This is a genomic window from Saccharopolyspora terrae (assembly GCF_004348435.1).
Lineage (GTDB): Bacteria > Actinomycetota > Actinomycetes > Mycobacteriales > Pseudonocardiaceae > Saccharopolyspora > Saccharopolyspora endophytica.
Genome location: NZ_SMKS01000042.1, coordinates 33,053 through 52,681, shown reverse-complemented (window position 1 = coordinate 52,681; position 19,629 = coordinate 33,053). Strand labels below are relative to the sequence as shown.

Here is a 19,629-nt window from a genome sequence, read left to right as displayed (position 1 = left end):
AACCAGCACCGCCGCTGCGTGCGCGACTACGAACGCCGCCCCGAACACCACGAAGCCATGGTCCGCTGGGCCATGATCCACACCATCAGCAAGCGCCTCACTCGCTAGTTCAGGAACAGGCTCTGAGCGGGGCGAGGGTTCCCGTCCGACGTCCTCCGGGAAGGAGAGGGTCGGGGCGTGTCAGGTGCTGTGGGTGGCGCGGAGGCCGGCGAGCATCTCGGCGACGAAGGAAGTCTCGCTCGGGGGCAGATCCCCGCGCTCGATCGCGCTCTTCAATCGATCGTCGAGCGTGCTCAGGCGTCGGTCGAAGACGTCGTCGACGACGGTCCGCAGATCGGGGTTCTCCCGCGCTGAGGCCACCGCGGTCAGCAGCGCCCGGCCTCGCGAGCTCGCTGTGGCGGCGGCGAGGGCTTCGAGGAAGTCGACGAGATCGGCGTCGATGTCGCCTGAATCGTGCAGGGCGCGACGTCGGCGCCGAAGGTGGCGAGCGCGTCGGCGATCAGCGCGTACCGATCGGGCCAGTTGCGGTAGACGCTGGGTCTTGTTGACCTCGGCGACCTGGTCGTAGCGCAGCCCGCAAATCCCGTCGCGGGCGATCAGCTCGGCTGCGCCGCGCGCGAACTCCTGGGCCACCGCCGCGTGCGGGCGTTGGCGCTGCTCGTAGGCGCGGAAGGCCGCCCCGACGTCGTTGTGGCGACCGGAACGAGCGCTGCGAGAACAGGTCCGAGCGGCCTCGCGGTCCAGAACGGACCGGCACCGAGACGGCGGTTGACACCGGCCGCGGCGAGACGATCAGCTGATCGGCGGCGTGGCACCGAAGGAGGGCCGGAAGGTGAGCGAGACAACGAGCTGGGTCGGTGGCGATCTCGACATCGAGACGCCGAACGCGGCCAGGATGTACGACTACTACCTGGGCGGTTCGCACAACTTCGCACCCGATCGCGCCGCAGCCGCACGAGCGGTGCAGGTGACTCCGACGATGATTCCCGGTGCCCGTGCGAACCGAGCTTTCCTGCAGCGCGCGGTCAGGTTCTGCCTCGACGCCGGCATCCGGCAGTTCCTCGACCTGGGATCCGGCATTCCCACGGTCGGGCACGTCCACGAGATCGCGCACGCGGTCGACCCGTCGACGCGGGTGGCCTACGTCGACATCGAGCCCATCGCTGTCGCGCACACCAGGCGCATGCTGTCGGGCAGCCCCGCGGTCACCATCACGCAAGCCGACCTGCAAGATCCGCAAGAGGTGCTGAACTCGCCCGGAGTCGCCGAGCTGCTGGACTTCAGCCAACCCGTGGCGGTGCTGGCCGTCGCAGTCCTGCACTTCGTCCCGGACGCCAAGGACCCCGCCGCGATCCTGGACGCCTACTGCCGAGCCGTCCCCTCAGGCAGCTACCTGGCGGTTTCGCACATCACCGACCACTACGACACCCCCGAGAAGGTCGCCGAGATCGATCGCCTGTACTCGAGCACCACGAATGCGGCCCGGCACCGCAGCTTCGAGGAATTCACCAACCTCATCGGCGATCGAGAGCTCGTCACCCCCGGCGCGGTCTACGCCACCGACTGGCGCCCCGAACCGGGCTCCACACCAGCAGAAGGCGCCCGAACCGCCTTCTGGGCAGCCCTGGCCCACATCGCGTGAAGACCCCACCGGCGGCCGCCGAATTGACGACCCGTTCGGGGCCGTGAAGGCGCAACCCGAGGAGAAAAAGAGTCCGCACGAGGCCGGTTCAGAAGTGGGCGCAGTTGGGTTCGAACCAACGACCCCCTGCTTGTAAGGGACATCGACACCGTCGACACCATCATCTACCTGCGCAGACAGCAACACAGTAACCCTCCGCCACCGACTCTGGTCACGCCTATCAACACCATTTCGTGTCATCGGCGTGTCACAGGGCCCTACCCGGCTGTGGTCCGCAGGTACGGCCACAGCCGAGATCGGCCGGCGGTTGTGTTCAGGTATTTCGTCGCCAGTGGCGGTTGCGGAGAGGGAGCCCGAGTCGTGCCGCAATAGTGCGTTCAAGCCAGTCAACGAATGTATCCGGGGTTTCGGGTAGCAGAGGCAAGACCCAATACGCCGCCCATTCCTCGCGCTTCGAAGAACCCAGCCTTGTGTGCTGTCTGAGCCGAATGACTGCGGCACCGTGCCGCAGCACCCGAGTCGGACGGGTCTTGCCGCAGTAGCAGGCTCTGCCGTCTTCGTTGACGACGACATACACCGCGCGCTGCTCGCTGCCGCTGCACTGGTCGAGGAGGATTGGGCAGTCCCGGTACTCCTCCAGCCAGGGACCCGCCAGGCGAGCAAGGCCGGCATATCGGTCCGGTGTCATGCCGACGACACCGGACCAGACTGGACGCCTCACCGCAGCCCGCGCGGCTTCTTTTCGGAGATCTCTCGAAGGTCCTCGTTCATTTCTCCGAGTTGGTTGATTGTCGCCTCGACCTCGGTCCACGGGAGAAGGTCGAGCGTGCCGTGTTCCTCCCGCAAGTCGATCAGGTCCAGGAGCCGCCCAGCAGACGACCCGACATCCTCTTGAAACCGCGTTAGAGCGTCGGCCTCTTTCTCTACTGGGGTGCCGCTTACCGCCTTGCCTCCGAAGCCGTGCCGGGCAGCAGCGCGCAGGTACGCGGCATAAGTGGAGCCCTTCCACTTATCAGTTTGCGACACAAGCCTGCCTGTCTCGTCGTCCCACCACCGTAGTGGCTGGTTTGCGCGGGTCCGTTTGATCGCGTCGGCTAGCAGACTGCGGCCCGCGCCGTGTTCGAGCAATTTCTTGATGATCTGTCCGACGTTTGAGCGGTCAATAGTCGTGCCAGCCGTTTCTTCGGCGGAACCTGCAGCCGCTAGCAGATGTCCGGACATGACCAAAGCGACCATGCCGAGGGTTCCGAGTAGGAGTGCGGCCTGACGGGAGCCCGCGTCCGCGCGGGCAAGGAGGTCATCGACAGCGTCGTTCGTGTCGATGTTCTCGACGGCCCATTCCTCATCGACGAGGTCCTGCCACAAGCACCCTGTCTCCAGTGCTTTTCGGGCCGATGAGAACAGTTTCTGCTCTGCGCTCGCTGAATATGATCGCAGACCCAGCTCCACGACAGGTCCGTTTCGGTGAGCCAGCAGCAGCTTGGCCTGGTGGAGTTTGGACCTCACCAACGCGTTGAACTGCGGTTCTTTACGGGTCAGCTGCTGCACGACCGCGGCGAACCGCAAGTCAGGCAGACTCGGGTCCAGTCCGAGCTCCCGCATTCCTGCGGTCACGTCGCCGCGGCCGACGAGAACGTCGCGGTAGGCGGCCGCGATCTGGCCAGCGCCGAACAGGTTTTCGTCGTGCAGGCCGGCGACAATTTCCTCTGCCGTAACAGCGTTCTTCGCGCCGTCGGCAAAGGGCTTGACCCCGACGTTCATGCGCATCAGGAGAGCACGGACAGCCGTCGGGAAGCGCTGCATCGCACGCTCGGGTTCGTCGTCGAGGTAACCGACGATCACTTGAACCGGAATGGTGAGAGCGTTAAGAGTCTTCGCTGCCCTGTTTCGGGACAGGATGTCGGCTCGGTCGCCGTCGACTGGTGGCTGAGCCAAGCGCTTGTGAGCGGCCTTGGCGACCTTGCGGACTAGCTCTCGACGTTCCTGCAAGGGTAGCTTCATCAAATGGGACGGGAGCAGATCGACATGCTCACGCTGACGGGAGTCCTCCAGCCATCCGCGTTCGACGGTAATACAGCTCAGACAAGCCGCCAGGCGACCATTGCCGTCCACCGACGTCACATCGTACTGCGGTTCTCCGGCTGTGCTTTGGAAAGTCGCAGGCACGAGCATGAGCGGGCGTTCGACCAGACGCTCCCCGACGTCCTGCGGATTGACGCGCTTTACGCCCCTCGCAGCCCAATCAACCGATCTCAAAACGGTTTCAAACTCGCCAGCGTGAACCAGGACCGCGTGCTCAGGATGCGGCTGCGGCATTGCCAGTGCTAGGTTCCCGCCAGCTGCCTTCGGATCCGCCGCGTAGTGCGCTACGTTGAGCAGCCTGTCGTTCTCGACCGCCATCGAAACCATCAGCGAGTAGGCCCGGTACGTCAAGACGGCCAGCCAGCCGGACTCCACTCGATGGCGCTCGACGCGGATTCCCTGCAGCCCGTACGGCTCGACGGCGCCGTAAACGAGCCGTCGAATCACATCCTCAGGCAGGTGGATCTCATCGTGGCCCAGCAGATAGTTCTGGGCCTTCGTGGTCTGGCTCAATGGTGGAACCCGGTGCTCGAAAACACCGTCGGCGTTACGGGAGCCGTTGACAGGAATTACTGGGATCTCTCGAAGCTCGTCGCGATCCAGGAATGAGTTGGCGCTCACTGGCCGACCCCTTCTGCGTTGGCCGGTGCGCCCATGACAACGCGACCGGCAGACCCTACGCGAGGCAGCACCACCTGAGCGCTACGCACCCTCGTCATCCCGGACAGACCGCGGTCTTGCCAACGGAACGGACTCGGCGTCAATGCGCAAGCCGTCAGCAATCCGGTTGCTCGTCCAATGCTCAGACAAGCGGACGCGGGTCGTGCGCACCCGGACCTCGGTCCAGTGCACAGGCGTCAGGCCACCGCAGCAACGGCGTTGATCATAAGGCTAGCGTGATCCCCCGACAAAGCGTCGGCCGTCCGCCACGGGATCGTGCGACGGAACCGAGAACGCTGCCAACCTGGCCGTTCCCGGGATCATGGCCCGCCGTAGCCGTCCGGGTTTCATGGCTCCGTCCGGCCAAGAGCAAGTTGCCCGTTGCTCGCCCTCATCCGATCATTTCCGTTCGCCTGCGGTTCAACATGCTGCCTCAATATGCTCCGAGCGTGGAGATTGCTCGCCTGGTACTCGAGTACCTAAGGACGCTCATCTGGCCGGTCCTGCTGATCGTCGTTGTCATCGCGGCTCGAACCCGCATTGCCGAACTATTCGCAAAGCTGTCAGGGCTAGAAGCGAGCACGAGTGGGATCAGCGCGACGTTCGACCGCTCAGCCGATGAAGCTGCAGAACTGACAGCCGACGCGACCCGGAACCCTGTAACGGCACCCACCGTTGATCGCCTGGTATCGGTTAGGCCAACGTCTTATCTAGCGGCTCGCGAGCTCGGTGAGCACCTGGCCCACGGAGCTCCTGTCCTGCTGGACTTGCAGGACAGTAGTGAGCCCGACAGCAAACGGCTGATCGACTTCTGTGCCGGGGTCGCGTTCATCACGAAGGGTGCTATCGAACGCGTAGGGTCTCGGCGTTTCATGGTCTATACCGGCCCGGCGATCAACGACGTCGGCTCCGTTGCGCCTGATGCCAATCCAGCTAGCGAGCCGCCTTACCCTCGCGAAGCGCAAGGCGACTAGTCATCTGAATCCACCAAATGGACTGTCTGGCCGGTTCGCAGCGGAGCTTCTGCGGGGCCTTTGATATGCGGGTTGATCCAGACTGGGCGGTGCTCTTCGCGCGAGGGGTACCACTGATTGCGCCAGTGACCGCGCACAGTCCATCGGACCTGGTAGTTGCGCCCCGCGCCTTCGGCGACGGGGGTATCCGCACGGTCTCGGATCCGGACGACACGCACCGCGTTGGGGTTGTAGCCCTCACGAGCCGCTCGACGGCGAATGTTGCGCGGTAGAGGGTGCTCATCGACAGAGGTCACCCCTGGCTGCGTGATCAGGAGCCAGGTTGCGCGCACAACCTGTGACCAGGCAATCGTCGTCGCTTTCACCTGCTGCCAGTCGGCCCTTGACCCTTCGAACTCATGCTTGTGGACGACGGTGCCCTTGTCCGTGTGTTCAAAAATCTGGACTCCGACTGCTCCAAACCGCGTGATGACCTCGTTGTCCCAGTTCAATTCGGCTCGGCGCCGGCGAATAAATGCTTCGGCTTCTTCCTGGTCCATGCCGCGGTGCTTCATGACCAGTGGAACTTCAACTGAAAGGTCCGTGGCCGACCAGAAGGTAATCCAAACACCCGGGTCACCGGGTACGACACCGGCGAGCGGCCCCCACGAAGCAGCAACGATCGTCACAACGTCATTCGCTGCGGCGGGAAACCTCGGATCTGGTTCCGGCAGGTAAGCACCGATTGGTTCGGCAAACACCATGAAGCCATACTCGCTGGGCACATCCTCGGGGTGCAGGTTGTGCACAGGCAGAGTTTCTACCGATGCAAGCGCCAGACGAGTCATATCCGCGCTGATGTAGAACAGCTCGGCCGCAAAGAGCCGATCACGTTCCTGCTTCAGAAGGTCGGCTGCGTCCTTGTTGAAGTCGCCCGTAAGCGACCTCATCGTACCCCGCTGACCAGCAAGATTGCGGACAAGAACCTGGTGCTGAAACGGGTTTCGCATCGAGTCAGCTAGCGATTCGCGCAGGCCAGGTAGTTTATTCGGCTGAGGCGGGCTCCAGGTCGTGGGCACGGCTGCCGGCGGTTCGCTCGACGAGGTCGTCACGCCATCGACTGTACGAGACCCAAGGACCCGTCGGGCGCTTTCTCCAGTCAGTTCAGCCAAAACGAGGCATGCCAACGATCGACGCTGCTCGATGTGAAGCTGACCCGCACGCGATACTCCGAGCCGCCAATCTTCAGCGCGCTGTCGGTGCTTCTGGGTAGCGTCCGTGCCATGCCGAACGAGCCCATGTCCATCCGAGCAGGAGATCCTTGGAAAGAACAGGATTACCAGCGTTTCGTTGAAGAACTACGAAACGGTCGCCCCATGGAGGACATTGCGGAAGTGCTGCAACGAACCGTCAAGTCGGTCAGGGGGCGTCTCCTGCGGCTGGTTCCTCTGGAGCTTCAAGCCACCTTGAAGCCGTCTGAACGCGAGCTCTGGGTTCGTGAGGCCCTCAATGCAGACGAAACCTATGACTGGCTCGCCACCCTGCGGGAAAACTACAGCGCGCGCCGGGAGCACTTCTGGAGCACCGCAGACACAACATTGCTGCGCGAGAAATGGGAGGCCAGGGAGCCTCTCCCAAATATCGCGGAGGAGTTTGGCATCTCCGAGGTCATGGCGGCACAGCACCTGTGCCGCCATGGACTTGCACAATCGATGCAGGAGGTTGTTGACCGCCTCGGCGTAACACCAGGTGGAACGATCGACATTCGAACTCGTATGGCGCTGGACCGGGCCGCGGCGTCAGTCTGGGTTCTGATCACAGACGGTGTCGGCACACGCGTTCCTGGGTTGAATAGACAGCGTCAACATGTCTCGACGCACGTCTCACTTGAAGACGCCGAGGACCGCCTGGACGACCTGCTGCGTGAGGCAGAGGCGCACGGCTATGGCCCAGTGAAGTGGTCGATTGTGTGCCGGTCCCTCGGGGACGACACGACCGGGCAGGAGCGGCACGGGATCGCCGAAGACGTCGATGACGTTGCTTCCTGAAAGCTGTGGCCACCTATCGCAGATGACGGCCAGACTCTTCCATCCGTCGTCTGACCCCGGTTTCATGACCCAGTGGCTTCCACCCGCGGCTTCCGCCGGTACTTCATCGGTCAGGCACTATCGACCTTCGGCGACAGCCTCATCCCGCTGACCATCGCATTCGCCTCTTTGCAGGTGGGCGGGGCCGGCGCCCTCGGACTTGTACTGGCAGCCAATCGCATTCCGATCGCGCTGTTGGTGCTGTTCGGCGGGATATTGGGTGATCGGTGGGACCGCCGATGGGTGATGGTCGGCGCCGACATTTTGAGATGCGTTTCGCAATCGGCTACGGGCCTGCTCCTGGTCTTTGGCACAGCCGAAACTTGGCATCTAATCCTCCTCCAGGCATTGGCCGGCGTGGGTACTGCAGCATTCGTGCCGGCTGCGAACGGACTGGTCCCGGCGTTGGTGCCAGCTGAGCGACTGCAGAGAGCGAACGCGCTCCTAGGACTGGCAGCGAACACCAACAAGGTGCTGTCCATTAGCGTCGCTGGCGTCCTGGTGGCGACGGTCGGACCGGGTGTCGCGCTACTCCTCGATGCCGGGACATTCGCGGCATCCGCAGCTTCGCTTCTGGCGCTGAAGCTGCCTAAACAGGCGCGCGAAGCTCACCGCCCCAGTCTCTGGCACGACGTGCGGGCCGGAGCGCAACTGGTCATCAGGACGCCCTGGTTGCGGACATTGGTCGTCTACTCGGCGCTTCTGCAGGCTCTCGTTATCGGGCCGCACATGGTGGCTGGTCCTCTGCTCGCCAACGAGAGACTCGGAGGCGCCGGCGCGTGGGCCGCGATCGGTGTCGTTCAAGCAATCGGATCAATCGCCGGCGGAATGGTCGCCTACCGCTGGCAGCCCAGAAGACCGCTGCGCGCAGCGTTTGGCCTAAGTCTGGTGATGCTTCCATACCTCCTGCTCTTCGCTTGTGGAGCGCCGTTGTGGCTGGTCATCGCGAGTGCGATCGCAGTAGGAGCGCAGGGAGCATTCTTCATGGCAGTGCAGTCAACTCTGCTCCAAAGTCAAATACCGAGCGAATCACGTTCGCGGGTGTCCGCCTGGTCTCAACTGGGCAACCTCGTTCTCCTACCCGCTTCACTCGCTGTAGCCGGGCCGGTAGCAACTGAGCTTGGCGGCGCCGCCGTGTTGCTCACCGGTGGAGGCTGGCTGCTGGCGTCAACTGCAGTAGCGCTGTGCAGTGCATCAATACGAAGCATGAGATCGACAGCTACTAAACCCATCACAGCGTCCCCTCACACCGGGTCAAGATCGTCCGGATGACGCCTTCTGGCATGCTTGAGGACAGGGAACCTTCGGTGTGGTGTAGTTATGCGCAGCGGATCGTAACCGTTCTCCCCCTTCCAGCCACTTTCAGAGCTACGGAAGGGATTAGATGTCTTTGTTTTTCCTGCTTGGATGGGGTTTGGCTGCTTCGTCACTGATCGTGACGCCGGCCGTGCAGGCGCTGACAAGTTCAAGCAAGCGCCGCCGCGATGAATCCCTTCGGAACCTCCGCTTTAACGCTGCATGCGTCGTGAGGTTCATCGGCGTGGCCGGCGTCGTTGCTGGAGCTCTCGAACTGCTCCCGCTTCGGTAAAAGACAGAGAAGGGCCGCGCCCGTTCTGGGCACGGCCCATCTGGCCCGGTAGAACCCGCTTAGCGGCCAGTGCCAACCTGCTGCGGTGTCCAAGGTAGCGGCAAGGCATCGTCTTCGTTCCGTGGAACCACGTGTAGATGCAGGTGGTACTGGGTTTGCGTGGCCGCTGCTCCCTTGTTGGTGATGATGTTCGCGGCTGGTAGATCGGCTGCGAGTTCAGCGGCGGCGGCCATCGTGTAGCCGGAGACGTCCGGCGCTTCGCCGACGTCCGCGACGTGGCGGTGCGGGATCACGAGCAGGTGGCCAGCGGTGACCGGGTTCAGCGGTCGAATGGCGATGACGTCCGGCCAGCTCCGAACGAAGGTCGCGCGCGCCTGGCCTGCGACAATCGAGCAGAAGATGCATCTCATGTGTGGGTCTCTGTCCTGTAGAGCGTTTTCCAAGACTCGGTGGGGTCGATCTGTTCCGTCGTGGCCGCCCGCCAGAACAGGCGGGCGGCCCAGCGCAGCCAGTGGCGAATCACGTGTGACGGATCGGTAGGTCGCGCAGGCTGATCCCGGTCCAGCCCTGCCGCTTGAGGTGGTCAACGGAATACCGGGCAGCGCGACGCTTGATCGTGCCGTTGCGGTAGGTCGCGAGGGCCGCGTGGAACCCGTCAGCGATGTAGCTCATGCCAAGGCCCCAGATGTCCGGGTGGTTGCTGTCGAGCTGTTCAAGCGTGTAGTTGCGCTTGATGTTCGGGACAACAGCAACGCCGATGGAATCGAGTGCACGGATTCCGTTGAGCATCTCGTTGTAGGCGTCAGCTCCGAGGACGTAATCAGTCTCGACGATCTCGAACCCTGCCCGCTTGGCTCGGAGGTACTTCTCGACGTGCTGGTCGAAGGTGATCGACCCCTTCTTCCGCCCCCACTGGCGAATGCGTTCAACGTCGTTGAAGCACTCAACAGTGCCGATGAAGCCGAGGCAGCCGGCCTCCCGAAGTTGTTCCATGGCCGCGGTTGAGTCGATCGCGTAGGTGAAGGGGAAGAAGCCCGCGTTGTCGAAACCGTGCCGTCGGTACTCGTCGATGAGCTGCAGCATCATCGTGAGCTCACGTTCTTCGTCTGGCTGGCATCCGGTGGTGATGTTCACCGAGACGAGCTCGGAGCGGTCCCAGCCACGGCGGTCGAAGTCTTCTGCCAGTGCCTGCACGTGGCGACCGACGTAGTCCTTGGGCGGCGAGGTGAAACTCTTCACCGCTCCCCTGCTGCACCCGAGGCAGCCGCCGGCGCAGGTCGAGTAGGGCGAGATGATTGCCGCGGTCGGCAGCGGCACGAAGTCCGGCGAAACCCTGCTGTAGTGATTGCTCGCGCCGAGGATCTGGGCGTGAACTCCGACCTCTGCCAGGACCTCACCGGTGGCTCGCAGGGTCAACCGAGCGCTCCGTCCGTCTCGGGTGAAGACGATTGGCGAGGCACTGCGGTAGTCCGGAATGCAGATCGTCTGGTAGTTCGACTTGCTGGTTTCGGGGTCGGTGTAGATCAGCGTGTAGGTACGGCTGCCAAGCGACTCCCTCGTGTCACAACCAACGAAGCCGACCAGCAGAGAGAGCAGCTGTGTACGGGACAAGCCAGTGTCCGGGTCCACTTCATCGCTGTCGTCTACAGGGGTGAATGCCTCGATGTAGTCACGAGCTTCAGACACGAACGCTGACAGCCGATCCGCGACTTCCCGCCGCTCGTCGACCGACAGGCCGCCTTCATCCGCCTGCCTTTGGGTGGGCTCAACAGGCAACAGCTGCTTGTTCAACGACAATGGAATCTCCACTTCCTTCGGGTGGTGGAACCCGGCCGAGGCGGTGATCTGCGGAAGGTGAAGCGCCTCGGCCGGGCCTGCAGCGGTCCGAACGGACCCGACGCATCGCCTGACGAGAGCCAGGCGACGCATCGTCGACCGGTCGGCGGTGTGCCCTACGCCGTTGCCTTTTGCCGTCGAGGTCGGCCCGAAGCTGTTCCTCGCTTGTCGCTGTACATGTCGGCGTCAGCTCGGCCGAGCAGCTCCTCGATCGCGGCCGGTCCAGCACTCACAGCGGACCCGATACTGGCGGTGACCGTGATCGTGTAGCCATCGATGGTCATCGGCCTAGCCGCCGCCGCGTGCAGCTGTTGCCTCAACTGGCAGAGCTCCCCCGTGCTCCGCGGCTTGCCACACCAGAAGGCGAACTCGTCACCGGAGAGCCGCACCGCCAACTGACGCGGCCCTTGCAACCGCCGTAGCCGTCGAGCGACCGTGGCCAGCACCTGGTCGCCGTAGCGGTGCCCGATGCCCGAAGGTGTCGTTGATCGCCTTGAACTCGTTGAGGTCGAGCATGAACAGCGCGGCGGAGTCACCGGTGTTCTTTCGAGCCGCTTGTTCGAGCGCCAGGCGGTTGGCGAGCCCGGTCAGCGCGTCGGTGCGGAGCCGGCGCCGAAGCGCCGCCACGCGGAGGTGGGTGTAGGCCCAGCCTGCCGCTGTGAGGGCGAAACCGATCTGGGCGTGCGTTCCATTGAGGCGGATCTTCATCGCGCCCCCTCGATTCGGTTCTGCATGGTGGTGTCTCCTCGGTTGTGGGTGGATCACCTGGGGACGCCGGGTGCTTGGCGGCTTCGAGGCGAACCAGGTGCTGGACGGTGCGAGGCTCGGCGGAGGCGGGCGCGCAAGAACCGCAGGAGAACCGCCGTGCGGCGCTAAGGTGCGGGCATGGTGATCGATGCGAACGCGGTGACGAACCTGCCGGGGCTTGAAGACCGGAAGATGGACAACTTGATTGCCCTGCGTGCTGCCTGCCAGGTGACCGGTCCGCCGGCGACGTCGCAGGATGTCCGTCCCTACGTCGACGAGTTCACACGCTGGCTCGACGGCTCGGTAAGTGCAGCGGACCGCCTGGTTCGCCGCTACGTCCTGCTCGCCGTCACCGACGGGCGTTCCGCACTCGGTAGTTCCGAGCAGGACGCATCGGGCGTCGCGCGCCTCGCCGAGGAGCTGTACCGGAAGGTCTCCTAGCACGAGAGCCTCACTTGCCGTGCTTTGCAAGTGCTCGGCGGACCTGGGAAAGGCTGAGGCCGGTTGCCTGCATGAGTGACAGCGGGTCGGCGTGCGTGCCGGCCTCGATGGCCTCCTCGATCAGCTGCTCACTCGCGTCGTCGGAGGAACTCTCTGCTTCCCGCGGCGACACCTGTTCGTCGACGAACAGGTCCTCCGAGTCACCGGTCATCGTTGGGACCGCCTCGGAAGCGCAATCCGTGTCGAGCCGGGTGGCCGTGATGGACTGCCGCTCAGGGTTCTCGATGAGGAGCGAACGGGCGCGCATCATGCGTTCGGTCAGCATGTAGCCGAGTCCGCGAGTGGGTTTGCCGTCCGGGAAGACTGCCGGGAGCTCGTGCAGACCTTCGGGCATCGGTGCGCCCGAACTGATCATGTTGCCGCTGGTGCGCTCGGTGACTCGAAGTCCGACCACCGTGCCGCCCTTGAGCTGGTCACGCAGCACCGTTGAGCCGCCGAGCTGCTTGGCCGACGGCACCTGAGTCGCGAGCACGAGCGCGATGCCGTACTTCCGGCCTTCCTGCGCGAGCTTCTCGCACATGCGCCGCACGTCGCCGTTGTCGGTACCCGTGTCCTCGTCGTTCATCAGCAGCTTGTGCGCTTCGTCCATGACGATGGCGATCAGCGGCATGTCCGGGCTGGGCTCGACGGACCCACCGCCCTGCCGCTTGACGACCTTCCGCCGACGGTCCATCAACCGCAATGCGTACCGCAGCAGCTTCCGAGCATCCTGCGGCGTTTCCGCGAAGAGCTTGACCCGGTCACGCCAGTGCGGCAACGAAGCGCCTTCGCCGCCGTCGACGATGAGCGGATACACGCGGTCCGACGCGGCTGCCTCGGTGAGGATCAGGTCGAGCACCTTGGTCTTGCCGGATCCGTTGACCCCGGATACCAGGCCGTGCGTCGCTCCCCCACCTGGCCACCAGAACCGGTAGTGCAGCATCTCCCCGTCCGCCGTGGTCATCAGCGGGAAAGTGCCGGTGGCGGGATCCAACTGTGGCTTCTCCCAGCGCACCACCGCCTGAAGAGGGTCGCGGGTTAGGACGGTGATCTGCGCCGTGCGAACTGAGGCTCCAGGAATGGCCTCTACGAACACTCGGCCGTCGGGCAAGTCGTAGACCGACAGGATGGTCTGCTGGGCCTTCATGATCGAGTGCCAGTGCTCACCGATGTTCAGCTCGACAACGCCGCGCCAGCCGAACGGCAGCTCGGAGACCTGCTTGAGATTCGAGCCAGGGAGCGCTTTGCCGGTGGCTCCGATATAGGTGTCCCAGCGCTCGATTCGCGGATCGGGTCCGCTTGTCACAGCGGGGAGTGCCATGTGAGCTGCCGGGCTGGTCTTCTCCGCGGTGATGTCGGGTTCCGGTTCCGTGTGCCGCACCCACCACGGAATCGAGAGCGCCGCTCCGCTGGCCCACAGCAGACTGGCGGCGATTCCTGCGGAGCCATCGAGCGCCAAGGCAGCCTGCCAGCCTGCTGAGCTCACGGCTGCCGTACCGGCGTAGACACGGTTCCAGCGCGAGGCTCGCTGGTGCACGTAGCCGTACGCGCCGGCGCTCGCCGCCCACCCGGCCGCTACAGGCACAAGTGCAGCGGGTCCAGACAACGCGGACGCGGTGGCGCCGATCGCATGCGTTGCACCGATCCCGGCCAGAGGCAGCGCCTGGCGGCGCCAGCGCTTACCAAGGCGCAGGGCCTCCTTTCCGAGTTCGATTGCCGCCTCGGTCGACTGCTTGGGACCTTCGGCGGTCGACGTCTCAACATCCTGAGCGGCGACTCGAGTCATCTGCTTCATGCGGTTGCTCCCTGCTCACCGAGCTGTCCGGGTCCGCACCCCGCCCCGACTTCTGCCGGGGCGGGACACGCACTCGGCAGGTCAGTAGTGGTCGTACCAGGACTTTTCGGCGACGTTGCCGCTGCCGCCGGCACTCGCGACGGCATCAGCAACCGGCGCGTGTCGCTGCTCGACGTGGCGGTAGAGATTCGCAGCCAGAGGTGCAGCCGTCTCCAAGAGATCGGTCAGGTCGCTGATCTGGCCGATCGTGTCGTTGTCGAGGCTGTTCGCGGTCAGGGCCTCGCCTAGGCTTTGAGCTTCCTCGTAGGCCTTGCCCAGGAGCATCGCCATCGTGGACAGCGACGCGATCGTGTCGGCGTATCCCTCGCCGGTCGCGGCGAGAGCTGTGCCGTTGGCGGGCATGAGCTCACCCATCTTGTTTCCTCCGATTTCCTTGGTGGATTCCTCGTTCACGTCCGTGCGTTCCGCGTGGACGTAGATTCGTGAGGGGTCGACGTCGTCTCCGCCGGATCCCGGTTGGCCTTTGCTCCTCTGGGAAGAGGCGCCGCTGCCCCTGCAGGTTCGACACCGCGTGTGGCGGTGGCGTCCGCCGAAGTTCGAGACGTACTCACCCCGGCCCGCGCAGTCGCCGCAGTGGCCTTCGCGCTCGGCATCCGATGGACTCTGGTCACTGTTGGTGCAGTTGCCGTCGCACGCTCCCCTGGCACAGTTCGCGCACCAGCCATCCTCATCAAGCAGAGCCGGGTCGAATTCCTCTGAGCACCAGGCACAACGGCGGAGGACCACTTCGTCCTCCTCGCGACGTTCTGAGTCCCGCCGGCGACCGTCGTGCCGGTTCGAGCGGCAATCAGGGCACACGCGGCCAACGCTCGGCACGATGACGATCAGCTCGAAGTTGACGCCCTGGCCGCAGCCTTGGCACTGCTCGATGTCACGCCGCGACCGCCACTGCTTCCAGGTATCGCGATAGCCCCAACCGCAGTTCGCGCCCTCCCGCCCGAGCCGGTACCCGGTTCGAGCACCGGCCAGAGCACCCGCCCCCAGCCCGTGGAGGCCGGCCACGGTGGCGGTACCGACCGCAGCGACAGTCCAACCCGCCGCGTAGGGCCACCACAGTGGATCGCGCGGCCCCTTCGAACCGGCAGCGCGAAGTCGGTCGGCCCGTCGCTGCCAGTGCTCGGAAGCACGCTGCCGTGTCTCTTGCCAACTCGCTTTGGAGCGGCGCTTGGACTGTTCCCATGCCCGCGTGATCAGCGCCGCTATGGCCATGGCCAGTATCAGGTCCGCGCCCATGTCAGCCCCCGATCAGCTTGCCGAGGCTGTTGGTGCCCATGTCGGCGATCGCATCGGACAGCCCGACACCGGCGCCGGCCAAAGGGCCAACCGCGGCCAGGAACAGGACGGGAAGCAGGATCAATCCGACCTTGGCGGGCGTGTCAGCGTTCCGGTCGACGGCGATGTCGTAGACGACGATCACGGCGACGACCAGCGCGATACCGCCGACGAGCACGGGGCCCTGGTCAACGAGGGAGTTGGAAATCTCGCGGAGGCGGTCCGCGAGCCAGATGCCGACACCGGTGTTCGCGAGGCACGACCCACCGATGAAGGCCAGTGCGGCGCGCACCCACCACGGGATCTTGGTCCGCTTCCGGAGCACCCACAGCAGGACGAAGCAGATAACCATGATCACGAAGTTCATTCCGGGTTCCTCCTGGTGATCAGAGAGCGAAAAGGACGATCAGGACGGTGATTGCTGTCGCGACCACCAGGCGCGAAGGCCGACGTGCGATCCACAGGACCGCGTAGCCGAGCGCTGTGATCGCGAGCGAGACGTAGCCGAACGCGATGCCGGGCACGGCCAGCCACCGGAGGCCAGCCGCCCACTCAGCTCGCTCGACGCGAGCGTGGATGTCCCGCAATGACGGGGGCCTGGAGCGCCACACCGACCCATCAATGGCCGCGCGACCGCTCTCCCCTGCTTCCCGGAGCCACACCGACATCGCCGATTTCCATTGCGAGGAAGGCTGACTGTCATCACTGGGCGTGATTTCCCCGCTGGTTCCGGGGAAAGGGACCAGTTCGCCATGCGCCGTGTCCGGGGTGGGCTCCGAGTAAGATCGCGCGCGCTCGCGCGGGTGTTCGCGCTCGTGCTCGCGCTCGGGCGCCCAATTGCGGACCTGATCGTCGGCCTCGGTGGCTTCGTTGGGCTCGGCCCACGGATCCGGGATTGGCATTACCGGGCACCTCCTTCCCCGCTGATGCGGTTGGCTTCCGCGGTGAAGTGCTGTGTGTAGTGGTCAAAAAGTCGGTCACGTTCGGTGTCCGGTAGCTGGCCAATGCCGCCGCGAAGGCACATCAGCGCGGTCGACAACCGCTGCAGATCCGAACCAGCCGCGGTGAGCTTCCGCTCGTAGAGGGCGCGGCTGTTCTCGTTCGGTCCTGCTCGGTCCAGCACTCGGTGAACGTGGTCGACCAGGTCTTCACGCAACTTCCGGGCAACCCGAGCACTCGCGCGGCTGTGCGCAACTGCGCTGCGCAGTGCGTACTCGGCTGCCTGGTACCGCTCGGCCGGCGTCGCGGCCTTGCGGGTCCGCTCCGCGTGGTGAGCCGCCCGTCGACGAGCCGAGCGGACCCGCTTCGGCTCACGTCGCGCTGTCGCGGTCATCGCGGTACTCCTCTCGCGGTATCAGTTGGCGACAATGGATTCGGCGGTATCGACCGCTGCGGTATCGGCGGTTGACAGCTCGATCACGCGGGGCTCTGTACCTGCCTCGGCAGACACCGGCGCCGGATCGGAACCGGCGCCAGGCGTGAGCGACTTGGCGGCATCAGCACCGTGCTGCGAAACCGCGGACAGGACCGCATTACGGAGCGGGCTAGCCGCGTTGCGGGACATCCGAAGCTCTGAATGGAACTCGCCAAGCTTGGGGTCCCGACCTCGTTCGCACTGGTAGGCGGCTACGAGCTCAACCGCGCGCTTCCACTGCTCGGCGTCCCACTGCCCGCCACGAACCTGCTGAGCCGACCGGAGCGACGCCCCGGATCGGGTGGTGCTGGGGCGCGTAGTTGATCGCCGCGTGCGGGTCGGCGCCGCCGCACGGGTACCGGAAGACGGCACAGGACAGGTACCGGCGACCGGTACCGGTGCGGGCTCGGTACTCGGTACCGGCTGCTGGTACTCGCGCTTCGCCTTGGCTTCCGATACCGCCCGACTGAATGCGATCTGGTATCCCTGACTCGCCTCTGTCAGGACGATGAGCAATACCGGGAAGATCGCGTGAAGCCCAGCGGCCACCCAGTCACCGCGCTCGGCCGACTGCCCGCAGTTGAGAACGAGGCTCATCCCGGCGGTGGCCCATCGGAGCCCGGTCCCCCACGGAGCCCGCTGTCCGTAGCGGTGCAGCTGACGATCACCGATCAACGCGACGACCAAGGCCGCATCCACGGCGAGGCCACCGGCCAAACCGAGGCCCCACGGCACGCCGTGGTGCGCGAGCAGCTCAGCGCCAGCGAAGGCGGAGAAGACCATCACCACGCTGGCGACCAGCCAGACGAACAGGTTGATCATTCCGCCTGCCTGCAGGAGACGCTGCTCCTCGGCCTCGACTGGGGAAAGCTGTTCCGACATCACGCGACTCCCTTACGACGTGCGCGCTGCTCGGCACGGTGCGATCGGCTGGCTTCGCGAGCGTCCGGGCACCGGCAGCCGTAGTTGGCGTAAGCGCTGACCGTCCCGTGATGAGTGGCGTCGCACCCGACGCGCTCGACCTCGGGTTCGTCGTCAGCGGCGTGCTTACGACGCCACAGCCGTCCCAACTCCTGGAAGTCGGGCTGGGCCACGCCGCCCCAGCTGCCGTAGCGCTCGCCCCGCAGGACCGCACCGGCCAGGCATTCGTCGACGACCGGGCAGCCCTTGCACTTCTCGGCGATCTGCCTGCGCAGCCGGAAGCGCTGTGCCCGGCCGTTGAACTCGTCCGCAGCCGGGAAGAAGACGTCGACGGGGATGTCCGCACAGTTCCGGTCGTCCCTGCGGTCGACCAGGTGGAGCAGCTTCCAGCCGTCGGCTTCGGCGAACGGCTCGACCCGCTCGATCTGGCTGCTGAGGAACTCGGTGACGCGGCTTCTCATCAGGCAACCTCCTTCCTGGCGAACTGGGCGAAAACACCGGAGAGCGCGGCGTTGAGTCGGCCGCAGATCGTCTGCACTGCGGCTTTGGCGGCGTCCGTGGACGGCTCCGCGAGCCGCGAGAAGCTGGGCGTCGGCAGGCCGTCAGCCTCGATCGGGACGCGGAGTAGCAAGACCGCGGTGGCCGTTGGCACGTCGTTGTCCTCCTGGACGTGCCAGGTCGAACCGGTTTGCCAACCGCGCCAGTAGCCGCGTAGCACCCTGGTGGTCTCGCCAGGAACCGAAGCGGCGATCTCGACAGTGATCGCGAGTCGGCTATCGAAGTCCCAGGTCGGCACCGCGCTGAGCACCCTCGGGTGGCTCTCGACGTAGGCCGGGCTCATGACCGGCGACTGCGCGACTCGCCAGGCGCTAGCGGCGAATTCCAACGGGCTCTGTGTCGGCTGCTGGCCGTCGACGTCGACGAACTGGGCGGCATTCTGGCGCAGGTACGCGCCGTATCGGGATTGGAAGTCGCTGGCGTGCTCGAAGTCGTAGCGATCGTCGGGTGCGAAAGGACGCGAAAAGGACACAGTCGTCTCCCTAGGTCAGTGATTGGCTGGGGTGGAAGGCTCGGAATGGTGGGTGCTTGGCGGCTTCGGCCATCCCTGAGCCGGACGTCACGCGGCGAGCACCTGAGGGAGCTCCGGGCCGTCCGTGTGGTTGAGCTCAGGCGCTGTGAGGAACACTTGTGCTGCTCCTTCCGGTCTGGTGATCGGTTGGGGTGGAGGACTCGGGGCGGCGGGTGCTTGGCGGCTTCGGTCGCCCCGAGTTCCGGACTCGGTTGTGCGGGTTGCAGGCCGGGCACCGGGCCCACCTGCCATCTGGTCGTTCGATCGTTCGACTGGGCTCGTCGCACGCTCCGCACCACTCAGGGCGGTCGGCACACTTACCGGCATTCGGATTGGCAGGCGGCAGATCATTCAGCCGCGCATTCAGGACAGCGGCCGGCGACCGCACGCCGTTCGGGTTCGCGCCGAGGTGCGCTGCCAGGCGACTCTTCGACCATCCGGCTTGCAACGCCTCAATGAGCTTGGGGCGCAGGCGCTGCCGTTGCTTCGGAGTCAGGTGCCACGCTGGCCCAAGCGCATCGAGCACGCTGTCGATGTCCTGAGCGGATCCCGCCTCCTCCACATCGGACCCGATAAGCCGGAGCCGACTCTCAGGCCCGTCCTTGGTGGACGGTTCCATGACGGTTCCGGATGGTTCGGGTGGCACAGCTGTGCCGGGGGTGGGGTGACGTAGCTCTGCCGCCCCAGGGGTGACAACCGCGCCACCGGCGGCAACTTGCCGGGCCTGGCAATTTGCCGGGGCTGTTGACAACTCCGCGTTCATCAACACCGAGTAGCGATTCGGGTGACGCCCGCCCCGTTCCTCGACAGCAAGCCGACCCTGTTCGGAAAGCTTTCGGATGATCCGCTGAACCGTTCTCTGGTCGAGTCGCGTCTTGCGGGCAAGCGTGCTCACCGACGGGAAGGCGTTGGTTCCGTCGTCTGCGGCGTTGTCGGCGATGGCCAGCAACATCAGCAGCTCAGTGCCTTTGGCCGGGGATTGATCCCAGACCCAGTTCATGACCTTGATGCTCATGCGTTCCT

21 protein-coding genes are annotated in these 19,629 nt (G+C 65.0%); 5 read left to right on the top strand and 16 right to left on the bottom strand.

Going from position 1 to position 19,629, the window contains the following annotated elements:
- Positions 1–180 precede the first annotated feature (180 nt).
- Positions 181–633: a TetR-like C-terminal domain-containing protein gene (locus tag E1181_RS21405; RefSeq protein ID WP_207922244.1), complete on the bottom strand. Its 453-nt coding sequence runs from the start codon at positions 631–633 to the stop codon at positions 181–183.
- A 199-nt stretch (positions 634–832) separates the two neighbouring features.
- On the opposite strand from E1181_RS21405, the gene E1181_RS21400 reads away from it, so the two are divergent.
- Positions 833–1,642, top strand: coding sequence for an SAM-dependent methyltransferase (locus E1181_RS21400; RefSeq protein ID WP_235876928.1), 810 nt, complete (start codon positions 833–835; stop codon positions 1,640–1,642).
- A 717-nt stretch (positions 1,643–2,359) separates the two neighbouring features.
- Here E1181_RS21400 and E1181_RS21390 read toward each other — a convergent pair.
- Positions 2,360–4,345, bottom strand: coding sequence for a hypothetical protein (locus E1181_RS21390; protein WP_132677424.1), 1,986 nt, complete (start codon positions 4,343–4,345; stop codon positions 2,360–2,362).
- A 488-nt stretch (positions 4,346–4,833) separates the two neighbouring features.
- Here E1181_RS21390 and sepF point away from each other — a divergent pair, with 488 nt between their 5' ends.
- The gene (gene sepF / locus E1181_RS31550) at positions 4,834–5,358 is read left to right on the top strand and encodes a cell division protein SepF (RefSeq protein WP_165944707.1); all 525 of its coding nucleotides are present in this window, start codon (positions 4,834–4,836) and stop codon (positions 5,356–5,358) included.
- On the opposite strand, the gene E1181_RS21380 is transcribed toward sepF, so the two are convergent.
- On the bottom strand, positions 5,355–6,449 hold the full coding sequence (locus E1181_RS21380) for a hypothetical protein (RefSeq protein WP_132677422.1): 1,095 nt from the start codon (positions 6,447–6,449) through the stop codon (positions 5,355–5,357). The two genes, sepF and E1181_RS21380, sit on opposite strands and share 4 nt — an antisense overlap.
- A 93-nt stretch (positions 6,450–6,542) precedes the next feature.
- Here E1181_RS21380 and E1181_RS21375 point away from each other — a divergent pair, with 93 nt between their 5' ends.
- Both E1181_RS21375 and E1181_RS21370 read left to right on the top strand, forming a co-directional pair.
- A complete protein-coding gene (locus tag E1181_RS21375; protein WP_132627060.1) occupies positions 6,543–7,385 on the top strand; it encodes a hypothetical protein in 843 nt (280 codons plus the stop codon).
- Positions 7,386–7,457: 72 nt separating this feature from the next.
- Entirely contained in the window at positions 7,458–8,696 is a 1,239-nt protein-coding gene (locus tag E1181_RS21370) for an MFS transporter (protein ID WP_132677421.1), read from the top strand.
- 375 nt (positions 8,697–9,071) lie between these two features.
- Here E1181_RS21370 and E1181_RS21365 read toward each other — a convergent pair whose 3' ends face one another.
- From E1181_RS21365 to E1181_RS21350, 4 genes are all read right to left on the bottom strand, one after another.
- A complete protein-coding gene (locus E1181_RS21365) occupies positions 9,072–9,422 on the bottom strand; it encodes an HIT family protein (protein ID WP_132677420.1) in 351 nt (116 codons plus the stop codon).
- Between the two features lie 109 nt (positions 9,423–9,531).
- Positions 9,532–10,803: a hypothetical protein gene (locus E1181_RS21360; RefSeq protein ID WP_132677419.1), complete on the bottom strand. Its 1,272-nt coding sequence runs from the start codon at positions 10,801–10,803 to the stop codon at positions 9,532–9,534.
- A gap of 161 nt (positions 10,804–10,964) precedes the next feature.
- Positions 10,965–11,294: a diguanylate cyclase domain-containing protein gene (locus E1181_RS32960; RefSeq protein ID WP_165944706.1), complete on the bottom strand. Its 330-nt coding sequence runs from the start codon at positions 11,292–11,294 to the stop codon at positions 10,965–10,967.
- Entirely contained in the window at positions 11,221–11,556 is a 336-nt protein-coding gene (locus E1181_RS21350; protein WP_132677417.1) for a diguanylate cyclase domain-containing protein, read from the bottom strand. Before E1181_RS21350 ends, E1181_RS32960 begins: the two co-directional genes overlap by 74 nt.
- A 177-nt stretch (positions 11,557–11,733) precedes the next feature.
- Between E1181_RS21350 and E1181_RS21345 the strand changes: the two genes are divergently transcribed.
- The gene (locus tag E1181_RS21345) at positions 11,734–12,036 is read left to right on the top strand and encodes a hypothetical protein (RefSeq protein ID WP_132627065.1); all 303 of its coding nucleotides are present in this window, start codon (positions 11,734–11,736) and stop codon (positions 12,034–12,036) included.
- 10 nt (positions 12,037–12,046) lie between these two features.
- Here E1181_RS21345 and E1181_RS21340 read toward each other — a convergent pair whose 3' ends face one another.
- From E1181_RS21340 to E1181_RS21300, 9 genes are all read right to left on the bottom strand, one after another.
- Positions 12,047–13,870: a hypothetical protein gene (locus tag E1181_RS21340; RefSeq protein ID WP_132677416.1), complete on the bottom strand. Its 1,824-nt coding sequence runs from the start codon at positions 13,868–13,870 to the stop codon at positions 12,047–12,049.
- Between the two features lie 81 nt (positions 13,871–13,951).
- A complete protein-coding gene (locus tag E1181_RS21335; RefSeq protein ID WP_132677415.1) occupies positions 13,952–15,163 on the bottom strand; it encodes a phage tail tape measure protein in 1,212 nt (403 codons plus the stop codon).
- A 1-nt stretch (position 15,164) separates the two neighbouring features.
- A complete protein-coding gene (locus E1181_RS21330; RefSeq protein WP_132677414.1) occupies positions 15,165–15,569 on the bottom strand; it encodes a hypothetical protein in 405 nt (134 codons plus the stop codon).
- Between the two features lie 19 nt (positions 15,570–15,588).
- The gene (locus E1181_RS21325) at positions 15,589–16,104 is read right to left on the bottom strand and encodes a hypothetical protein (RefSeq protein WP_132677413.1); all 516 of its coding nucleotides are present in this window, start codon (positions 16,102–16,104) and stop codon (positions 15,589–15,591) included.
- Positions 16,104–16,535: a hypothetical protein gene (locus E1181_RS21320; RefSeq protein WP_132677412.1), complete on the bottom strand. Its 432-nt coding sequence runs from the start codon at positions 16,533–16,535 to the stop codon at positions 16,104–16,106. Before E1181_RS21320 ends, E1181_RS21325 begins: the two co-directional genes overlap by 1 nt.
- Before the next feature lie 21 nt (positions 16,536–16,556).
- Entirely contained in the window at positions 16,557–17,498 is a 942-nt protein-coding gene (locus E1181_RS21315; protein ID WP_132677411.1) for a hypothetical protein, read from the bottom strand.
- On the bottom strand, positions 17,498–17,998 hold the full coding sequence (locus E1181_RS21310) for a WhiB family transcriptional regulator (protein ID WP_132627072.1): 501 nt from the start codon (positions 17,996–17,998) through the stop codon (positions 17,498–17,500). The genes E1181_RS21315 and E1181_RS21310 overlap by 1 nt, the downstream gene beginning before the upstream one ends.
- The gene (locus tag E1181_RS21305; protein ID WP_132677410.1) at positions 17,998–18,567 is read right to left on the bottom strand and encodes a hypothetical protein; all 570 of its coding nucleotides are present in this window, start codon (positions 18,565–18,567) and stop codon (positions 17,998–18,000) included. Before E1181_RS21305 ends, E1181_RS21310 begins: the two co-directional genes overlap by 1 nt.
- 136 nt (positions 18,568–18,703) lie before the next feature.
- Positions 18,704–19,621, bottom strand: coding sequence for a helix-turn-helix domain-containing protein (locus tag E1181_RS21300; protein WP_132677409.1), 918 nt, complete (start codon positions 19,619–19,621; stop codon positions 18,704–18,706).
- Between the last annotated feature and the right edge of the window lie 8 nt (positions 19,622–19,629).